Origin of the sequence: Longilinea arvoryzae, assembly GCF_001050235.1 — a bacterium.
GTDB lineage: Bacteria > Chloroflexota > Anaerolineae > Anaerolineales > Anaerolineaceae > Longilinea > Longilinea arvoryzae.
This window is the reverse complement of sequence record NZ_DF967973.1, coordinates 141,351-157,498: the sequence shown is the minus strand read 5'-3', so window position 1 is coordinate 157,498 and position 16,148 is coordinate 141,351. Positions and strand designations below refer to the sequence as shown.

At 58.4% G+C, this 16,148-nt stretch carries 15 protein-coding genes; 9 read left to right on the top strand and 6 right to left on the bottom strand.

Annotation, left to right across the window (positions count from 1 at the left end; all coding sequences use genetic code 11):
- Window positions 1–131 precede the first annotated feature (131 nt).
- A complete protein-coding gene (locus LARV_RS19225) occupies window positions 132–608 on the bottom strand; it encodes a hypothetical protein (RefSeq protein WP_075075427.1) in 477 nt (158 codons plus the stop codon).
- Window positions 609–692: 84 nt separating this feature from the next.
- Here LARV_RS19225 and LARV_RS19220 point away from each other — a divergent pair, with 84 nt between their 5' ends.
- The 5 genes from LARV_RS19220 to LARV_RS19195 all read left to right on the top strand — a co-directional run bounded on the left by LARV_RS19220 (window position 693) and on the right by LARV_RS19195 (window position 6,065).
- Entirely contained in the window at window positions 693–1,385 is a 693-nt protein-coding gene (locus LARV_RS19220) for a metal-dependent transcriptional regulator (RefSeq protein ID WP_075075426.1), read from the top strand.
- 20 nt (window positions 1,386–1,405) lie between these two features.
- Window positions 1,406–3,622 carry a ferrous iron transport protein B gene (gene feoB, locus LARV_RS19210; RefSeq protein ID WP_083522787.1) on the top strand — a complete coding sequence of 739 codons (2,217 nt, stop codon included), beginning with the start codon at window positions 1,406–1,408 and terminating at the stop codon, window positions 3,620–3,622.
- A 1-nt stretch (window position 3,623) separates the two neighbouring features.
- Entirely contained in the window at window positions 3,624–3,893 is a 270-nt protein-coding gene (locus tag LARV_RS19205; protein ID WP_075075425.1) for a FeoC-like transcriptional regulator, read from the top strand.
- A gap of 248 nt (window positions 3,894–4,141) precedes the next feature.
- Window positions 4,142–4,717 carry an RNA polymerase sigma factor gene (locus tag LARV_RS19200; protein ID WP_083522786.1) on the top strand — a complete coding sequence of 192 codons (576 nt, stop codon included), beginning with the start codon at window positions 4,142–4,144 and terminating at the stop codon, window positions 4,715–4,717.
- Window positions 4,710–6,065 carry a DUF4367 domain-containing protein gene (locus LARV_RS19195; protein ID WP_075075424.1) on the top strand — a complete coding sequence of 452 codons (1,356 nt, stop codon included), beginning with the start codon at window positions 4,710–4,712 and terminating at the stop codon, window positions 6,063–6,065. The genes LARV_RS19200 and LARV_RS19195 overlap by 8 nt, the downstream gene beginning before the upstream one ends.
- 413 nt (window positions 6,066–6,478) lie before the next feature.
- Here the strand turns inward: LARV_RS19195 and LARV_RS19190 are convergent, their stop codons facing one another.
- Window positions 6,479–6,778 carry a hypothetical protein gene (locus LARV_RS19190; RefSeq protein WP_075075423.1) on the bottom strand — a complete coding sequence of 100 codons (300 nt, stop codon included), beginning with the start codon at window positions 6,776–6,778 and terminating at the stop codon, window positions 6,479–6,481.
- A complete protein-coding gene (locus LARV_RS19185) occupies window positions 6,775–6,993 on the bottom strand; it encodes a helix-turn-helix transcriptional regulator (protein ID WP_075075422.1) in 219 nt (72 codons plus the stop codon). Before LARV_RS19185 ends, LARV_RS19190 begins: the two co-directional genes overlap by 4 nt.
- Before the next feature lie 186 nt (window positions 6,994–7,179).
- Here LARV_RS19185 and LARV_RS19180 point away from each other — a divergent pair, with 186 nt between their 5' ends.
- Together LARV_RS19180 and LARV_RS19175 are read left to right on the top strand one after the other, a co-directional pair.
- Window positions 7,180–7,863: an RNA polymerase sigma factor gene (locus LARV_RS19180; protein ID WP_172797948.1), complete on the top strand. Its 684-nt coding sequence runs from the start codon at window positions 7,180–7,182 to the stop codon at window positions 7,861–7,863.
- Window positions 7,860–9,167, top strand: coding sequence for a hypothetical protein (locus LARV_RS19175; protein WP_075075421.1), 1,308 nt, complete (start codon window positions 7,860–7,862; stop codon window positions 9,165–9,167). The genes LARV_RS19180 and LARV_RS19175 overlap by 4 nt, the downstream gene beginning before the upstream one ends.
- Before the next feature lie 656 nt (window positions 9,168–9,823).
- Here LARV_RS19175 and LARV_RS19170 read toward each other — a convergent pair.
- Entirely contained in the window at window positions 9,824–11,644 is a 1,821-nt protein-coding gene (locus tag LARV_RS19170) for an ABC transporter ATP-binding protein (RefSeq protein ID WP_075075420.1), read from the bottom strand.
- A 123-nt stretch (window positions 11,645–11,767) separates the two neighbouring features.
- Complete coding sequence (locus tag LARV_RS19980) at window positions 11,768–13,663, bottom strand: ABC transporter ATP-binding protein (RefSeq protein WP_083522782.1); 1,896 nt, start codon at window positions 13,661–13,663, stop codon at window positions 11,768–11,770.
- Between the two features lie 317 nt (window positions 13,664–13,980).
- Here LARV_RS19980 and LARV_RS19155 point away from each other — a divergent pair, with 317 nt between their 5' ends.
- Together LARV_RS19155 and LARV_RS19150 are read left to right on the top strand one after the other, a co-directional pair.
- Window positions 13,981–14,586 (top strand): transposase, encoded by a 606-nt coding sequence (locus tag LARV_RS19155; RefSeq protein ID WP_075075419.1) that lies wholly within the window; start codon window positions 13,981–13,983, stop codon window positions 14,584–14,586.
- 177 nt (window positions 14,587–14,763) lie between these two features.
- Entirely contained in the window at window positions 14,764–15,429 is a 666-nt protein-coding gene (locus LARV_RS19150; protein WP_075075418.1) for an ester cyclase, read from the top strand.
- Between the two features lie 166 nt (window positions 15,430–15,595).
- On the opposite strand, the gene LARV_RS19145 is transcribed toward LARV_RS19150, so the two are convergent.
- Window positions 15,596–16,148, bottom strand: a 553-nt coding sequence (locus tag LARV_RS19145) for an IS3 family transposase (RefSeq protein WP_075072415.1), incomplete at its 5' end; no start/stop codon positions are given.

Genomic DNA, 16,148 nt, shown 5'->3' with positions numbered 1-16,148 from the left:
CAGAAGATCGCGGAATTGCGGATAAATTCAGTATAGCGCGGTCGGGGGCGAAAAATGGAATTCGGCGATGCAGATGGAGTTTCGCAGCCGCGGGATCGGGTTGAAGCCGACTGTAAAAGAATCCTGAAAAATCACACTCCGCAGCAGCCGTAGAGCGAGGCAAAACCGTAGCTGGTGATCCGGAGCGTGTAATGCTGGGTCGGATCGCAGGCCGGGTGGGTGTAGGTTAGGGAGTAGATGACGTAGCCCAGGCGGCGCTGGACCCGCAAGTCGGCGGCGAGCCGGTCATAATCGATGGGTTGGCCCATGGGGGTGTTGTTCAGGTTCATCCCGGCCTCCAGGCGCGGGAGCTGGGAGCCGTTCAGGTACTGCAGCTCGTGTTCGCGCAGGTAAGCGATGAATTCGGCCTCCGATTGGGGGTGAAAATCCAGCCAGTGCCAGCTTTCGGGGCCGCAGTTCGGCGAGGCGGATTTGGGGAAGATGCCGTAGGGAAATAGAAAATAGACGACCGCGGCCGCGGCCAGGAGGAACAGGACAGGCCAGCTCAGGCGGGCCAGGAATCGTTTCATGAACCCAGAATAGCGCGAAGCCGCCGGAATTGCAATCATTTTCACAACCCGAAAAAGGGTAGTATAATCGATCTAAAGAAAAAAGTTAGCATATGCTAACCAATATTCTCGAGGCATAACCCTATGATCAAATCCGACACTCCTGTGCAGCAAAAACGTCCCACCCCGACCATCGAAGATTATCTGGCCGTGATTTATGTGCTCGAACGGGATGGGGGTGAAGTCATCGCAGCGCGCCTGGCCGACGCCCTGGAAGTTTCCGCGCCGACTGTGACCGTGACGGTCAAACGCATGGAACGCGACGGCTGGATTGGCGCGGAGCCGGGCAAGGCCATCCGGCTCACCCCGAAGGGGCTGGAGGCAGCCCGTTCGGTCATCCGCCGGCACATGCTCACCGAGTGGATGCTGGCGCGCATGCTGAAGGTGCCCTGGTCGCGGGTGCACGCCGAGGCGGACCAGATCGAGCACACCATTTCGGACCAGATCGAGACACAGTTGCGCTCGAACCTGGACGACCCGCAGGTTTGTCCGCACGGCAATCCGCTGCCCGGTTATGAGTACGTCGCCGAGGGGTGGATCGCGTTGACGGAAGTGCCCGGCGGGACGAGAGTCACCATCCGACGAATTCACGAGATCATCGAAGACGACCCGGACCTGCTCGAATACCTGGAAACGAACGGGATCGTCCCCGGGGCGCGCGCGGAAGTGACCGAGATTTTACCGTTCAACCAGACGCTGACCGTCAAAGTCGGAGAACATCCGGTGGCCCTGGGGCTGGCGGTGGCCCGGTACATTTTCGTGGAACCAGCGACCTGAACCTGCATCGAAGAGGGGAAATGCACTGCAACTTATTGGATTTACAACCTGAAAGAGCCGCCGTCGTTCAACGGATCGAAGGTGGAAAAACCCTGTTATCGAGAATGGCCGCCATGGGGTTCACGCCCGGGGCCATGATCACGGTCATCCGGCGCGGCGATCACGGGCCTTTACTGGTTTCATTGCGCGGATCGCGGGTGGCCTTGGGGCAGGGCGAGGCCGGGCACATTTTCGTCACGCTGGCTGAAGCAAAACCCCCGGCCTCCGGGGTCGCCTCGGCCAACAACTTCACCATCGCCCTGGCCGGCCAGCCCAACGTCGGCAAATCGTCCGTGTTCAACTCGCTGACCGGCCTGAACCAGCACGTCGGCAACTGGACCGGCAAGACGGTGGAGTGCAAGACGGGGGCCTTCACCTATAAAGACACGAACTTCAACCTCATCGATCTCCCGGGGACTTACAGCCTGACGGCCAGCTCGGAGGAAGAACGCATCGCGCGCGACTATATCATCCAGCAGCGCCCGGATTTGATCGTGGCCGTGGTGAACGCCGCCGCGCTGGAACACAGCCTGTACCTGGTGGCCGAAATCCTGCTTCTGCCCGCGCCGATCGTGCTGGCGCTCAACATGACGGATGTGGCCGAACAGGAGGGCCTGCAAGTCGAACCCAAGGTGCTCGAGGCGGCGCTGGGCATTCCGGTGGTGCCGATGGCGGCCTCCAGGGGAGCGGGCATCCCGGAGCTGGAAGAGGCCATTCTGCGCATGTCGCGCCATGAACTGCCCTTTGAGCCCAGGCGGCCTTCGATCCTGCCTGCCCACAAGCCGGTGCTGGATCAACTGCGGGATTTGATCGGCCCGTACGTCCCGCCCGGTTACCCCGAGGACTGGGTGGCGCTCAAACTGTTGGAGGGGGACGAAGAATTGTCCCGCCTGATCGACGCCAGCGCGCCGCCGGAGGTTTCCGAAAAGGTGCACGCGCTGTTGTACCAGCATGAAGACGCCATCCTGGATATCGCCGGGGCGCGCTACGAGTGGGTGGCCCGCGTGATCCGGGCGGCGGTGGTGGAGCCCCAGGTGACCCGGGTGGGGTTGACGACGCGCCTGGACCGGGTGCTGACGCATCCGATCTGGGGGACCGTCTCGCTGATTGCGATCCTGGGGGCGACCTTCTGGTTGACCTACCAGGTGGGCAGCCCGATCCAGGCCTGGCTGAGCCGCCTGCTCGGCCTGCTGGCGGAATCCATGCGCGCCAACTGGACGGGTGTCCCCAAATGGCTGGTCGAGTTCAGCGCCGGTGGGGTTTTGGGCGGAATTGGCATGGTCCTGACCTTCCTGCCCATTCTCGTCATCTTCTTCTTCATCCTGGGGTTGATGGAAGACACGGGCTATATGGCGCGGGCGGCCTATGTCACCGACCGCTGGATGCATATGATGGGCCTGCACGGCAAGAGTTTTCTGCCCATTTTGCTGGGTTTCGGCTGCAACGTGCCGGCCGTGATGGGCACCCGGATCATCGAATCGCCGCGCGCCCGCCTGCTGACCACCCTGCTAATCCCGCTGGTGCCGTGTACGGCGCGCATGGCGGTCATCACCGTGCTGGCCGGGGTGTTCTTTGGCGCCAACGCCTTCTGGATTGCCTGGGGACTGGTGGGCCTGTGCCTGGTGCTGCTGGCAGGATTTGGCTTCCTGCTGCATCACTTTTTCTTTGGCAACGAGCACGTCCCGTTCATCATGGAGCTGCCGCTCTATCATTTACCCAACCGGAGGACGATCGGCTTTTATGTGAAGGACAACGTCCTGGGGTTCCTGAAGAAAGCCGGGACCACCATTCTGGTCGCCTCGCTGGTCGTGTGGGGGCTGTCTTACTTCCCGAGCGGCAACGTGATGAGCAGCTACCTGGGCCAGGCCGGAAAATTCCTGGAGCCGGTCGGTAAGATCATGGGGCTGCCGTGGCCGCTGCTGGTGGCGCTGCTTACCAGTTTCGTGGCCAAGGAAAATACGATCGCGACCCTGGGAATTCTTTACGGCAATCTGGGTTCGCTGACCGGCGTCGTCACGCCGCTGGCCATGCTGGCCTTCCTGGTCTTTCAAATCCTGTTCGTGCCCTGCGTCGGCACGGTGGCGGCCATTCGCCAGGAAACGCATTCATGGAAGTGGACCGCCGCCAGCATCGGCGCGCAACTTGCGCTTTCACTGGGCCTGGCGACCGCCGTGTACCAAATCGGGAGCCTTTTCTAAGATGCTGCAACGATTCTTGAGCCTGATTCAGGCCGGAGAATTCCAGAGCCTGCTGGAGATCGCCCGGCAGATGAACGTTTCGGTGGACATGGTGCGGCGGATGGCCGGTGAGATGGCGGACCGGGGCTATCTGGAAGAAATCCGGCTGGAGTGCGACGCGGTCCAACCGGGCTGCGCGGGCTGCCCGATTCAGGGCAAGTGCCAACCGGCCGGCCGGCAGTGGGTGCTGACTGAAAAGGGGAGAGCCGCCGTGAGCGGAATGCAAGGCTGAAGGCTGAATGCAGATTTCTTTTCTGGTAGTACCCACGCCGCTGGTTTTTCTGCGGGAACGGTTCAATTCCTGAAAGAATATCCAGTAGAATGATCCATGAATAAGTTTTAGCCGTTGATCCAGATTATTATTTGATTTCGGGGGATTTCTTTATTTGTTTTTTGCCTGTCCCTTTTACTCGTTTTTCTCGACATACATAATGAGCTCAAACATTCCTACCTGCAGGATCGGAATAGAAAAGGACCTACATGGCAGAAAGCGATATGGCATTGGGGACTCGAACCCTCCCGGGCGAACCGGACGACGGCGAATTGATCGCCGCGGCCCGGCGGGACCCGCATCAATTCGGCGCGTTGTACCAGCGCTACGCGAATCCGGTCTTTCGGTACCTCTACAGCCGCAACGGCGACATCCATGAAGCCGAAGACCTCACCGCACAGACCTTCCTGGCGGCTTTCGAGACTTTCGAACGTTTCCGCGGGGACGGACACTTCGCGGCCTGGCTGTTTGGCATCGCGCGCAACAAGGCGGTGGATGCCTACCGCGTCCGGCGCACGGACCTGGCGTTAGATGAGGCAGTTGGAACGGACGGCGAAGCCGATCCACTGGCCGGCGCGATCCGAACGGAACAGTCCGCGGCGCTCGCGGGGCTGATCCGGGCCCTCGATCCGGAGGAGCAGGAGATCCTGCGGCTGCGCTACCTGGGCGAGTTGAGCTTTCGCGAGATGGGCAGCCTGTTGGGACGCAGTGAAGATGCGATCAAAAAAACGACCTACCGTTTGCTGGCGCGGTTGCACAGCCAGGTGGAGCAATCCGATGAATGAGAAAAAAGTTGGGCCTGAGTTCGAAGACCAGATTGGGCGGTCTTTCGGCGCGCCGGAAATCGACCACGCGTTCGCGGACCGACTGGAAGCGGAACTGATGCATCGAGCGGACCTTCGAATGGCGCGGCGGGCGCGCCTGGCGCCGCGCCTGCGCTGGGGACTGGGGTTGAGCGCTGCCGCGCTGCTGCTGGCGCTGTTCTTCTTTGCCGCGCCCCAGGGTCGGGCGCTGGCCGAGGCGATCGGGCACCTGTTCAAAATTGCGACGGTGACTGAAATTCCCATCGACCATTCGGAAATCTATTTCACCCCCACGCCTGAGCCGACTTTTTCGATGACCCTGGCCCCGGCCGGCAGCGTATTGCCAACGCCGACGCCCACACCCGCACAAACGGCATGGCCGGATCAACGCACCCCAACGTGCGAAGACGATCCGTGCAATTTCGCTGAAGCCCTGCAAAAAACAGAACAACAGGTTGGCTATAACCTGATGGTATTCGCGACAGATCCCGCTGGCCTGCGGCTCGAAGGGGTTTACGTCGATCCAGATAATTATGTACTGATCCATTATATACAGGCCGGCGGAATAACCGGGCTCGACCTGACCCAGGGATGGGGTAACCTGTTCCCAGAGGACGCATCCAATGTGCCGGCGGACGCGATTCAGCCGGTGCTGGTGGGCGAATTCGCGGGCGAGTACGTCCGCGGGACGTTTGCCTTTGACAGCGCCACGCAATCGTATGCCTGGTTTTCCGACATACCCGTATTCACGCTGCGCTGGATGGATGCGGAACGCTGGTATGAGATCCGGCTGCGCGGCAGCGGCGCCCAGGCGTTTTCGAGCGCGGATGGCTTGATCCAACTGGCGTTGACGTTAACCGGGCAGCCCGTCGAGGAGAGCGCGCTGCGGGCGAATGACCTGAAGAGCGCCGCTGAAGCCGAACAAATCAGCGGATTTGACTTGCTGGAACCGGCTTTGCTGCCCGAGGGTTTTGTCTACAGCCACGCCACATGGGACGAAGCCGAATCGCAGGTCGAGTATTATTACGCGCCGCCCGACCAGGATTTCCGTTACACCAGCATCGCCATTCGCGCCAAACCGGCCGAGTTATTCTGGCAGGACCCAATCGAACTGGGCGTTATGATCGATCCGCGGGACATGTTGGCTGCCAGCGAGGAAGTCGATATCAACGGTCAGGTGGGCAAGTACTTCTCGTGGAGTGATGCTTCGCACGCCCTGGTCTGGCAACACGGCGACCTGGTTTACTCGATGCAGGTATTGGTATCGACGGAGTACGGTGGAAAGATCACCACCGAGCAGGTGCTGGAGATCGCGCGTTCGATGAAATAAGCCATCCGCCTTTAGTTGTTAGCCATCAGCCTTTAGCGATTTGCTATTGGCTTTTGGCTGCTTACCGGCAAACGGATTTCAGATGGTGGATCGTAGGTTGGGTTGAGGGGTGAGGAAAGTCGGGATTTCGACGGTATCGCATTCACCCCGAAACCCAACGTTCGTAACGGTTGGCGAAGGTTGGGTTTCGTTCCGGCATATGCACTTCAGCGCTTGGGTTGTCACCACTCAACCCAACCTACAATACTATTTCAAGATCGTAGGTTGGGTTGAGGGGTGAGGAAAGTCGGGATTTCGACGGTATCGTAATCACCCCGAAACCCAACGTTCGTAATGGTTGCGGAAGGTTGGGTTTCGTTCCGGCATATACACTTCAGCGCTTGGGTTGTCGCCACTCAACCCAACCCACAAAACTATTTTAGGGCAACCAGGATCCAGGTGGTAATGGCGGCCAGGACGGCCACGCCGACCATGTACAGGACCAACTTCTTCCAGGGGAAGGGCAGCACTTTGTGCACACCCTGGTAAATGGTCGCCGCGCCGCTGGCGATTACGATGAGCGCAAACAGGTCCCAGTTCGCCTCGTGGCGGAAGATGGACCGGTACAGGATCACCGCAAACAAACCGAAAGTAAAAATTGTAAAGCCGATTTTATAGCTGGCGTTTTCGACGGCGTAAAAGCGTTCATCGCGGAGAATGGGCTCGTTCTTCATTCTTCATCTCCTTCCAGAAAGAAAAGGTCATCCACGTTTTTGGCAAGTTTTTGGGCCAACACAAAGGCCAGCAAAGCCGACGGAATATACTGGCGCGTTTCGATGGAGCTGATGGTCTGGCGGGTGACGCCCGCCAGGACGGCCAACTCCTCCTGGGACAGGTTTTTCTCTGCCCGGGCTACTTTTATACGATTCCCCAATCGTAGGTTTGCCATGGTTATCATCCTCATCCCTATTATAGAAAAAAAACAGAGGATTGTCAAGTATACCAGTCAAATTGACAAGTATGGCTGTCATTTCGTACCGACAACATCCGCCATTCGATGATTGACGTCGTCACTACTAGAAGATGAATGTGGTTGGGGTGGGAGGGCTGAAAGGAATTGGCAATGGAGCGGAGGTTGACCCCGAAACGCACGAAAGAAGTAGATTCTTTTCTTTCTTTACCCAACCTTTTTGATCGTGCGATGATATATATGATGTGGCCACACCTTTCAGGCAGAAAAAATAATCACAGGAGAATCATGGATGAACATCAAGCAATATACCGCCTGAAGCAGGGAGACATCCGTGGGCTGGAGTGGGTTGTAAATCAATATCATGAGAAAGCGATTCGGGTTGCCTATTTGATCGCCGGAGATACCCAATTAGCCGAGGACATCGTTCAGGATGCTTTTCTACACGTTTTCCGGTCGATTCAACAATTCGATGCAAGCCGCCCTTTCGCACCCTGGTTCTTCCGCATTGTCGCCAATCAGGCAGTACAGGCTTCTCAAAAACAGGCCCGACAACTTTCGATGGATGACGACGAAGAGGATTTCGATCTGGTGAAGCTGTTGAGTTCCAGAGGGTCGTCCGTTGAAGAATTGGCTGAGGCTTCCGAATTGAGCGCTCGACTTTGGGAAGTAATTCAGAAGCTTTCTCCCCGCCAGAGGGAAGTGATCGTGCTTCGATATTATCTGGAGATGAATGAAAAAGAGATGGCGGGAAAACTCAACTCCGCTCCAGGCACGGTCAAATGGTTGTTAAACGCGGCGCGGAAGAAGTTATCCGCGCTGCTCAAACCAGAAAGGATGCAGCCGTGAACCAGGATCTTTTAATTTCCAACGCCCTGGATGAATTAGCGAAGGCAGGGGTTTCGAAGCATGCCAATCCCTGGCCAAAAATTATGGCGATCTTGATAAAGGAAGATAAGATTGAGAAGCCGGTCGCCAGGCTGAGGATTTCGGGGGCGCCGCTGATCGTATTGATTGCTTTGGTGATGGTGACTGCGGCAGCGTATGCTTTCTACCGAATCATGATCGACCCAGGGTTGCAGGCAGTCCAGGATGCGGGACTGGTTTCAGTAAAGAATCAACCTGCCCAATCCACCCTTTTTGCCCGACAAACAAGCCCGGCCGGAAACCTGGCCGGAACGGCTACCCCTTCGATCGAGAATTTGAAGGTGAATCTCAATTGGGCTTATGCGGATGAGGCCCGGGTCGCCTTTCAAATCACGATTACGGGTTTGAACGCTCAGCAGGCGGCTGATATCAACAATTTTGTGTGTAATCCATACATCACGAATGATAGCGGCGTCCACATCGGCGTTAACCTGGCTGATGTGAATATTCACGCCGATCAACAATGGAATTCGATCGACCTGACCTACATTGGATACCAAAGACTGGACGCGAGCAAGCAGAGCACGATCAACCTGAGTCTGGATTTAACCGTCGGGCCTTGCGGGCCGTATTGGAATTTTGAAGAGAATAATTTACCCGAAATGACCCCATATCCTGTCTACGGCAACTACCATCTGGATTTCCAGACCCCCGTTTATCCGGGCGTCAGCATCCTGCCCGGCCAGACCGTCGAGAAGAACGGCATCAAGATGCGGTTGAATGAAGTCACTTTGAACCCTTCTTATATCGATCTGCAACTGTGCTATCAATCTCCGGTCAACCCCCAATTGCCGAGGAGCGGAATTGAATGGATGCTCGATGGGGTTACGCTGGATTGGATCGGCAGTGTACCCATTCCAATGAACGAAGTATTGAATGGACCGTTTGTAAACGAGCAGGGTGAGATTTGTGAGACGGTGGGGTATGCCATTCCTGAGCCAGCGAATCAAGAAGTCAATCGAATCAATGTCCATGTTGCGCGATTGTTGGCGATTGAAAACGAAGGTAATTTAACCGACTCATTCAAAGAGGATGCGAAAGAGAAACTGGCGCAGCAAGGCATCGAGGTGGATTTTGAAACCATCAGTCTTGACAATGCCCATTTGTGGCGGATCCTCAGGAAACCGGCCGGAATGACCGATGCCGAAGCCAATCAGGCGGTCCAAAATTTATTGATCCATACCATCGAAGGACCCTGGGATTTTGAATTCAATCCAACTCCGTAAAGGAGGAATTGGCAGGTGGTCAGCAAAGTGGTCGGAGACCGATGAGAAGAGGCGCTCGGCCTGTACCCGATAGGGGGTTGGAAACCCTGAATAGCGGGGCAGGCCTGCGCCAGCTAAGGCTAACGGCTAATGGCTAATGGCTAACTGCTAACCGCTCCCTTGCCTGTTCGACGTACTCCAGTGATTGATGCCTGAAGTAGGTGTTGTAATCGGCGATCAATCGTATACACCCGTGCCAGGGTCGCAATGATCCAATGGCACGGGTGCTAAATTGAAGGTCGTTATCGATTAATTGGGGAGATTTGTAGTACGCGTTCCGCCATCACCATTGTATGGACTATCTTGCCACCAATGTTGAACGTAATCTACAAGTACCCTGGTTTCGTAGGGAGGACAAGACGTTTTTGCTCTGGCCATACCATCCCCCACGGATGAAACATTCTTTTAGATTGTGTTATTAACAGATCGTAGGTTGGGTTGAGGGGTGAGGAAATTCGGGATTTCGACGGAATCGAATTCACCCCGAAACCCAACATTCACGGCCGTTGCGGAATGTTGGGTTTCGTTCCGGCCCATACACCTCAGAGCTCGGGTTATCATCACTCAACCCAACCTACAAAACGAACCGCTAACAGCCAATCGCTAACTGTCAATCGCTAACTGCTAATCGCCAACCGCTCGCGGGCCTGTTCGATATATTCCAACGATTGGTGGCGGAAGTAGGTGTTGTAAAGCGTGGCGTAGTGGCCGCCCCGGGCCAGCAGCCCATCGTGGCTGCCTTCCTCGATGATGCGGCCCTTTTCGATGACGATGATGCGGTCAGCCGAGCGCACCGTGGACAGGCGGTGCGCGATCAGGAAGCTGGTGGTGCGCTTGAGGATCAGGTTGAGGGCCTGCTGGATCTGCACTTCGGTGAACGGATCGATGCTGGCGGTGGCCTCGTCCAGGATGAAGATGGCCGGCTTCTGCACCAGCACGCGCATGAGCGAGACGAGCTGGCGCTGGCCCATGGAAAGCCGCGCGCCGCGTTCACCGACCTCGCTGTCCAGCCCGTCCGGCAGCGTTTCCAGCCACTCGCCGCCGCCGATCTGGTGGGCGATGGATTCGATCTCCGCGCGGCTGGCGTCCGCCACGGCGTAGCGGATGTTTTCGAGCACGCTGCCGGAAAAGAGGAAGGGCGACTGCGAGACGATGCCGAGGTGTTTACGGTAATCGGTCAGATCGAAAGAGCGGATGTCGCGCCCGTCGATGCGGATGTTGCCGGATTGGAACTCATAGAAGCGGGCGATCAGTTTGGCGATGGAGGACTTGCCAGCGCCGGTGTGCCCGACCAGGGCCAGGGTTTCGCCGGGTTTTACACGCAGTTTGAAATCGTCCAGCACGCGTTCGCCGGTTTTATATTCGAAGGTGACGTGGTCGAATTCGACCTCGCCGCGCAGCGAACCGGCGGGCTGCGCATCGACCTGGGTGACGGCGGGTTCGGCGTCGATGAGGGCGAAGACGCGCTCGGCGGCCGAGAGGCCGTTCTGCACCTGGGTCCAGAAGGAGGCCAGGTTGAGGACCGGGAAAAGGAAGCGGTCGAAGCTCATCAGGAACATGTACCAGGCCCCGATGGTGACCGCGCCGGCCGCCACCGACAGGCCGCCAAAGTAAACCAGGGCAGCGGAGACCAGGCCGCCCAGCGCATTCAGCGTGGGGAAGACGATGGTCAGCACCAGGCCGCGGCGCACATTGACGTTGTAGGCGGTGCGGTTGGCCTGCATGAACTCAGTGTAAATGTGGGCTTCCTGGCGGAAGTTTTTGGCCACCGAGATGCCGCTGACGGTTTCCTTGATGGTGGAGTTGACATTGGCCATGGCGCGCATGCCGTTGCGGGTGACCTTGCGGGCCAGATTGCGGTAGAGCAGGGTCAGCACAACCACGACGGGCACGATGGCTAGCAGATAGAGTGTCATCAGTGGGTCGATGTTGAGCAGGACGACCACCAGAATGAGCGATTCGACCAGTTGGGCGGCGGTGTCGTTGATGAGGGTGACGAGCTGGCCGAAATCCTGGGTATCGGAGGTGATGCGCGAGGCAACCTTGCCCGAGGAGAACTGGTCGTAGAACGACAAGTCGTGAGAAGAAGCGGCCGCGAAGGCGTCCACGGCCAACTGGTAGACCACCGTGGCGATGGCGCGCACGGCCAGGCGCCGGGCGGCCCAGTTGGCGCACCAGCCCGTGACGCCCACCAGCAACACCAAGCCGGCGATCAGCAGGGCCGGGGAAGCGGCGGGGTTATTTTGGATCGAATCGATCCCGTTGGAGACGATAATTGGCAGCAGCGCGCCGCAGCCGGCGACGATGAGCGTAAAAAGCACCAGCCAGGCCAGTTTTCCGGCGACGGGCTTGAAATAAGCCACCGCCCGCCGGGCAAGTTGCCGGTCGGAGTATTGTCTGTCGTATTTTTCGGCGTCGAGGCCAGCAAAGAATCCCATGGTGAACCTGTGTAAGTGATGAGTAATGGGTGAAGCGTGAGGCGTGAAGAGTAATGGGGGAAGAGATCAGTGGTTGAGACGAAATTCCGGTCTCTTCCTCAGAACACAGAACTCATTGACCCGTCACGCCCCCGCGAAAATTCTGCGATATGCCTCACTGCTCTTCAGCAGTTCGTCATGCGTGCCGATGGCGGAGATGCGCCCCTGGCGCAGGACGACGATCTGGTCGGCCCAGCGGATCTGGGAGAGGCGGTGGGTGATGATGAGGGTGGTGCGGCCCTTGGCGGCCTGGTAAATGGCGCGCTGGATGCGGTCTTCGGTGGCCGAGTCGATGGCCGAAGTCGAATCGTCCAGGATGAGGATGCGCGGATCGGTCAGGAAGGCGCGCGCCAGGGCGATGCGCTGGCGCTGGCCGCCCGAAAGCGTCACGCCGCGCTCGCCGACCACGGTCTGGTAACCGTCCTGGAAGGTCATGATGAATTCATGTGCCTGGGCGGCCCTGGCGGCGGCTTCGATCTGCTCCTGGGTGGCGCCGGGCTGGCCGAAGGCGATGTTTTCGGCGATGGTCGATGAGAAGAGGAAGATATCCTGCTCGATGATCGAGATGCCGCGGCGCAGCGTTTCGAGGTTCCAATCGCGCACATCCACCCCGTCCACGCGCACGCCGCCGGCGTTCACATCGTAGGTGCGGTTGACCAGGCGCGCCAGCGTCGTCTTGCCGGACCCGGTCTGGCCGACGATGGCCACGGTCTTGCCGGCTGGCACCTTGAAGCTCAGGCCGGCCAGCGAATCGTTCGGGGCGTCGGTTTCGATCGGTTCCAGCGGGCGGACCAGGTCGCGGGGCGGGACCGGATGGCGGGCGCCTTCATCGGTGTAACCGGGAATGACCAGCGCGCCGCCGGCGGCAGCCGAATTGGCCGAATAGGAGAAACTGACCGCGTCGAATTCGATCTCGCCGCGCATGGGGCCCTTGAAACCGGCTGCGTTCTGGTCGAGGTTGTTCTCGCGGTTGATCACTTCCAGGATGCGGCGCGCTCCGGCCAGGCCCAGCGCGATGCGCGAGTAGGCCCAGATGGAGCTGAAGGTGGGGAAATCGAGCATCAGCAGCAGGCCGAAGTAGCCCACCACGTCGCCGACCCGCAGCAGACCCTGGCGGTAGAGCAAAATGGCGTGCAGCAGGCCGAAGGCGTAGGCGATGCTGAGCACCAGGAAGGGCAGGAAGCGGGCTTCGATGTCGCCCTGCCGGACCGCTGCGTCGCGGAAGCGCATGGCGTTGTGCGCAAAACGCTCCTTTTCGCTGGCTTCCTGGGCCGAGCCCTTGACGACCTCGATGCCGTCCAGCGCTTCGGCCAGGCGCATGTTGAGCGCGCCGAACGAGACGCGCACCTCGTCTGTGACCGGTTCGAGCGAGCGCAGGTAGCGCCGCAGCAGGATGAAGTAGATGATGATGAACAGGATGGGCGTGATCACCAGCGAGGGGTGATACTGCACGGCCATCACCACCGGCACCACCAGGAAGATGAGCGAGCCGATGACCATGTTGAAGCCCGGGCTGAACATGAAGTTGACCTCGCGCACGTCGTTGGTGGCGCGGGCCATGGTGTCGCCGACCGGCTGCAGCGAATGGAAGGTCATGCTCTTGCCCAGCAGCGAGGTGTAAAGCTCGTCGCGCACGTCGCGCTCGGCGCGCTGGGCCAGCAGCTCGAAGCCGAAGTTGCGCATGAGCTGTAAGACGCCGCGCGAGCCCTGCGAAATGGCGATCAGAATGGCGATTTGACCCAGAAAATGGAAGTCGGAGGGTTTGGAAACGATAAAGTTGAAGGCCGCGCCGATCAGCATGGGTCCCCAGCCGGCGGCGACCGCGTTGGTGATCGAGCCGGTGATGGCCATCAGCCACAGGTGCCAGTTGTGCACGGCATGCGAGAACACCCAACGCCAGGGCGAGCGCCGGTCGGTGTGAAAGCGGTCGGGGAGGGTGAATTCAGAGGTGGAAGAGGAAGCGGTAGCCACAGAGTTCATAGAGTCCTAAGAGATAAGAAAGGGAAGAAAAAAGCCACAGAGATCACAGAGAGCTCAGAGGAAACGTTAAGAGCTGAATACAGAGGCGACCTCCATTTTACCGCAAAGCGGAAAGGACTCCCCTGTACTTTTGGATAGTTTGTTCTATGTGGGAGGTGAAGCGTGAGGGGGTGAGGCGTGGATTCGGAATGCGGATTGGCGGTGACCGGGCGAGGCCGCATGCTATGATTTAGTTCAAAATTGGCGATCGTGTAAGGGCAATTCATGAATTGCCCTTACACGATCGGCCTGGCCACTCATCTCTATGGAGGGCAATCATGAATTTCGATCACTCGATTCACGACCGCCAGTCGATCCGCCTGCCCGGGTATGATTATTCGCAGCCCGGCGCGTATTTCATCACGCTCGTCACACGCGGGCGTGAAAGCCTGTTCGGCGAGATTGTAAACGGTGAGATGCGCCTGAACGCCATCAGGCGCATCGTCGAGGAGGTTTGGATGTCCTTGCCGAACCGGTATCCACCCATCGATTTGGGCGCGGCGATTGTCAGGCCTAACCATTTTCACGGGGTGGTGGAGATTCAGGATGACGCCGCAGCCCCCGGAAATTCTGTAGAGGCAATTCATGAATTGCCTCTACAGAATTTCCCGGAGGATCGATTATCCCAACGCATGGAACTGCGTCGGATGACCCTGCCGTTGGTGGTTGGTTACTTAAAAATGAACACTGCAAAACGGATCAATCAGATCCTGGGTTCGCCTGTCATCCTCGTCTGGCAACGAAATTATTACGAGCACATCATACAAAGCGAAGAAGAATACCAGCGCATCCAGTCATACATCGTCGGTAACCCGGGCAAGTGGACGGAGGACGATGAAAACCCTTTAAGGGCAAACCCGATCAGCGGTAGGGGCAATTCATGAATTGCCCCTACCGCGTCACTCTTCACCTCCCCCAATTCTCTTCCTTGCCTCTACCTCTCAAACTCCCTATAATGAATTTGACCTTTGCCAACTTCATCCTCGTGCGGAACACGTTCCTCATTCTTCCCAGCCGCTGATTCAACCTCAGCGGTTCTTGTTCTCCTCAGGAGGTGACCCATGAAACGCATGCCCCGCGAGACGGTGATTGGTTTTTTCGAGCAAATCCTGAATCAACGGCGCTTCGATTTGATCGACGAGTATTTCGACGCCAGTTCGATCAGCCACAACCCACCCTATGTCGGCTGTGGGCTGCTGACCACCGAACGCGAAGACAAGGTGCTGGTGCGGCTGGTGGCGCCGGGCGGCCCGGCCGTGGGCCTGGTGCTGCCGGGTGACGAGATTCTGGAGGCGGCCGACGCGCAGCACACCTGGACCGGTTACGAGGCTCTGAAGGCCGGGTTGTGGGGGCAGGGGGTGATCGGCACCCGGGTGGTGCTTCAACTCCGGCGCGGCGAGGAACTGCTGGAGGCGACGGTCGAACGCGGGCTGGTGGCCGGCTTCGACCAGCATTTCGGCGCCATCCGGGACGCCTTCATCCACTACCTGGAAGAGGAGGCCCGCGACCTGACGACGACGGTCGAGCGCGTGGTCGAGCAGGGCGACCTGGTGGCGGTGTACGCCATCAACCGTGCCACGAGCAGCGAGTACAACCGCCAGGCGGTGTGGGCCGAGTGCGATATCTTCCGCGTGGCGGATGGCAGGATCGTCGAGAGCTGGGGCATCGAGGACGGGCAGTCCTGGATGCGCCAGCAGGGCTTCCGCTTCACGCCGCCGGAAGAATAAGAGGGGATTCACCACGGAGACACAGAGTACACGGAGAAAAAAAAGAGAAGGGAAAAGTGTCTTGTAGGTCGAATCGGAGGCGCGACCCGGCTGTGCTACTGGTTGGAGTGCTTGCCCCCGGAGATCCGACATGAAGGTTGGGCTTACCCCGATTTAATGGACACAATTAAAGGGTGAGACCTAGTTCGAAATCAACCGGGCTGCGATAGCCCAAAGTCGAGTGTAGTCGTTGGCGATTGTACCAAACCTCCATGTATTCAAAGATGATTGTGCGAGCCTGGGCATGGGTCAAGAAAACGCCGGTGACGCATTCGGTTTTGAGGGTGCTGAAGAAGCTCTCCATCACGGCGTTGTCGTAGCAGTTGCCTGCCCCGCTCATGCTGAGTTCCGCCAGGGCGGTGTTGAGGCAATTGAGGTAAGCGGCGCTGGTGTACTGGCTACCCTGGTCGGAATGATGCAGCAGGCCAGCCGGTGGACGGCGGCCCAGCAACGCCATCTCCAAGGCAGACACCACCAATTGCGTATCCATCTTGGCGCTCATTGCCCAGCCAATCACTCGGCGCGAAAACAGATCCAGTACCACTGCCAGATACAACCATCCCTCGGCGGTTTCGATGTAGGTGAAATCACTAACCCATTTCCGGTTGGGCGCGGAGGCAGAGAAATTCTGGTTGAGCCGGTTCGGCGCAGGGATCACTCCGGCCTGGCGTTGAGTGGTG

Excerpts from the sequence above, each read along its gene's own strand:
- feoB (WP_083522787.1), top strand. The coding sequence starts at position 1,406 with ATGCACTGCAACTTATTGGATTTACAACCTGAAAGAGCCGCCGTCGTT.
- LARV_RS19150 (WP_075075418.1), top strand. The coding sequence starts at position 14,764 with ATGAAACGCATGCCCCGCGAGACGGTGATTGGTTTTTTCGAGCAAATC.
- LARV_RS19980 (WP_083522782.1), bottom strand. The coding sequence starts at position 13,663 with ATGAACTCTGTGGCTACCGCTTCCTCTTCCACCTCTGAATTCACCCTC.
- LARV_RS19190 (WP_075075423.1), bottom strand. The coding sequence starts at position 6,778 with ATGAAGAACGAGCCCATTCTCCGCGATGAACGCTTTTACGCCGTCGAA.
- LARV_RS19195 (WP_075075424.1), top strand. The coding sequence starts at position 4,710 with ATGAATGAGAAAAAAGTTGGGCCTGAGTTCGAAGACCAGATTGGGCGG.
- LARV_RS19200 (WP_083522786.1), top strand. The coding sequence starts at position 4,142 with ATGGCAGAAAGCGATATGGCATTGGGGACTCGAACCCTCCCGGGCGAA.
- LARV_RS19205 (WP_075075425.1), top strand. The coding sequence starts at position 3,624 with ATGCTGCAACGATTCTTGAGCCTGATTCAGGCCGGAGAATTCCAGAGC.
- LARV_RS19185 (WP_075075422.1), bottom strand. The coding sequence starts at position 6,993 with ATGGCAAACCTACGATTGGGGAATCGTATAAAAGTAGCCCGGGCAGAG.
- LARV_RS19155 (WP_075075419.1), top strand. The coding sequence starts at position 13,981 with ATGAATTTCGATCACTCGATTCACGACCGCCAGTCGATCCGCCTGCCC.
- LARV_RS19170 (WP_075075420.1), bottom strand. The coding sequence starts at position 11,644 with ATGGGATTCTTTGCTGGCCTCGACGCCGAAAAATACGACAGACAATAC.
- LARV_RS19220 (WP_075075426.1), top strand. The coding sequence starts at position 693 with ATGATCAAATCCGACACTCCTGTGCAGCAAAAACGTCCCACCCCGACC.
- LARV_RS19225 (WP_075075427.1), bottom strand. The coding sequence starts at position 608 with ATGATTGCAATTCCGGCGGCTTCGCGCTATTCTGGGTTCATGAAACGA.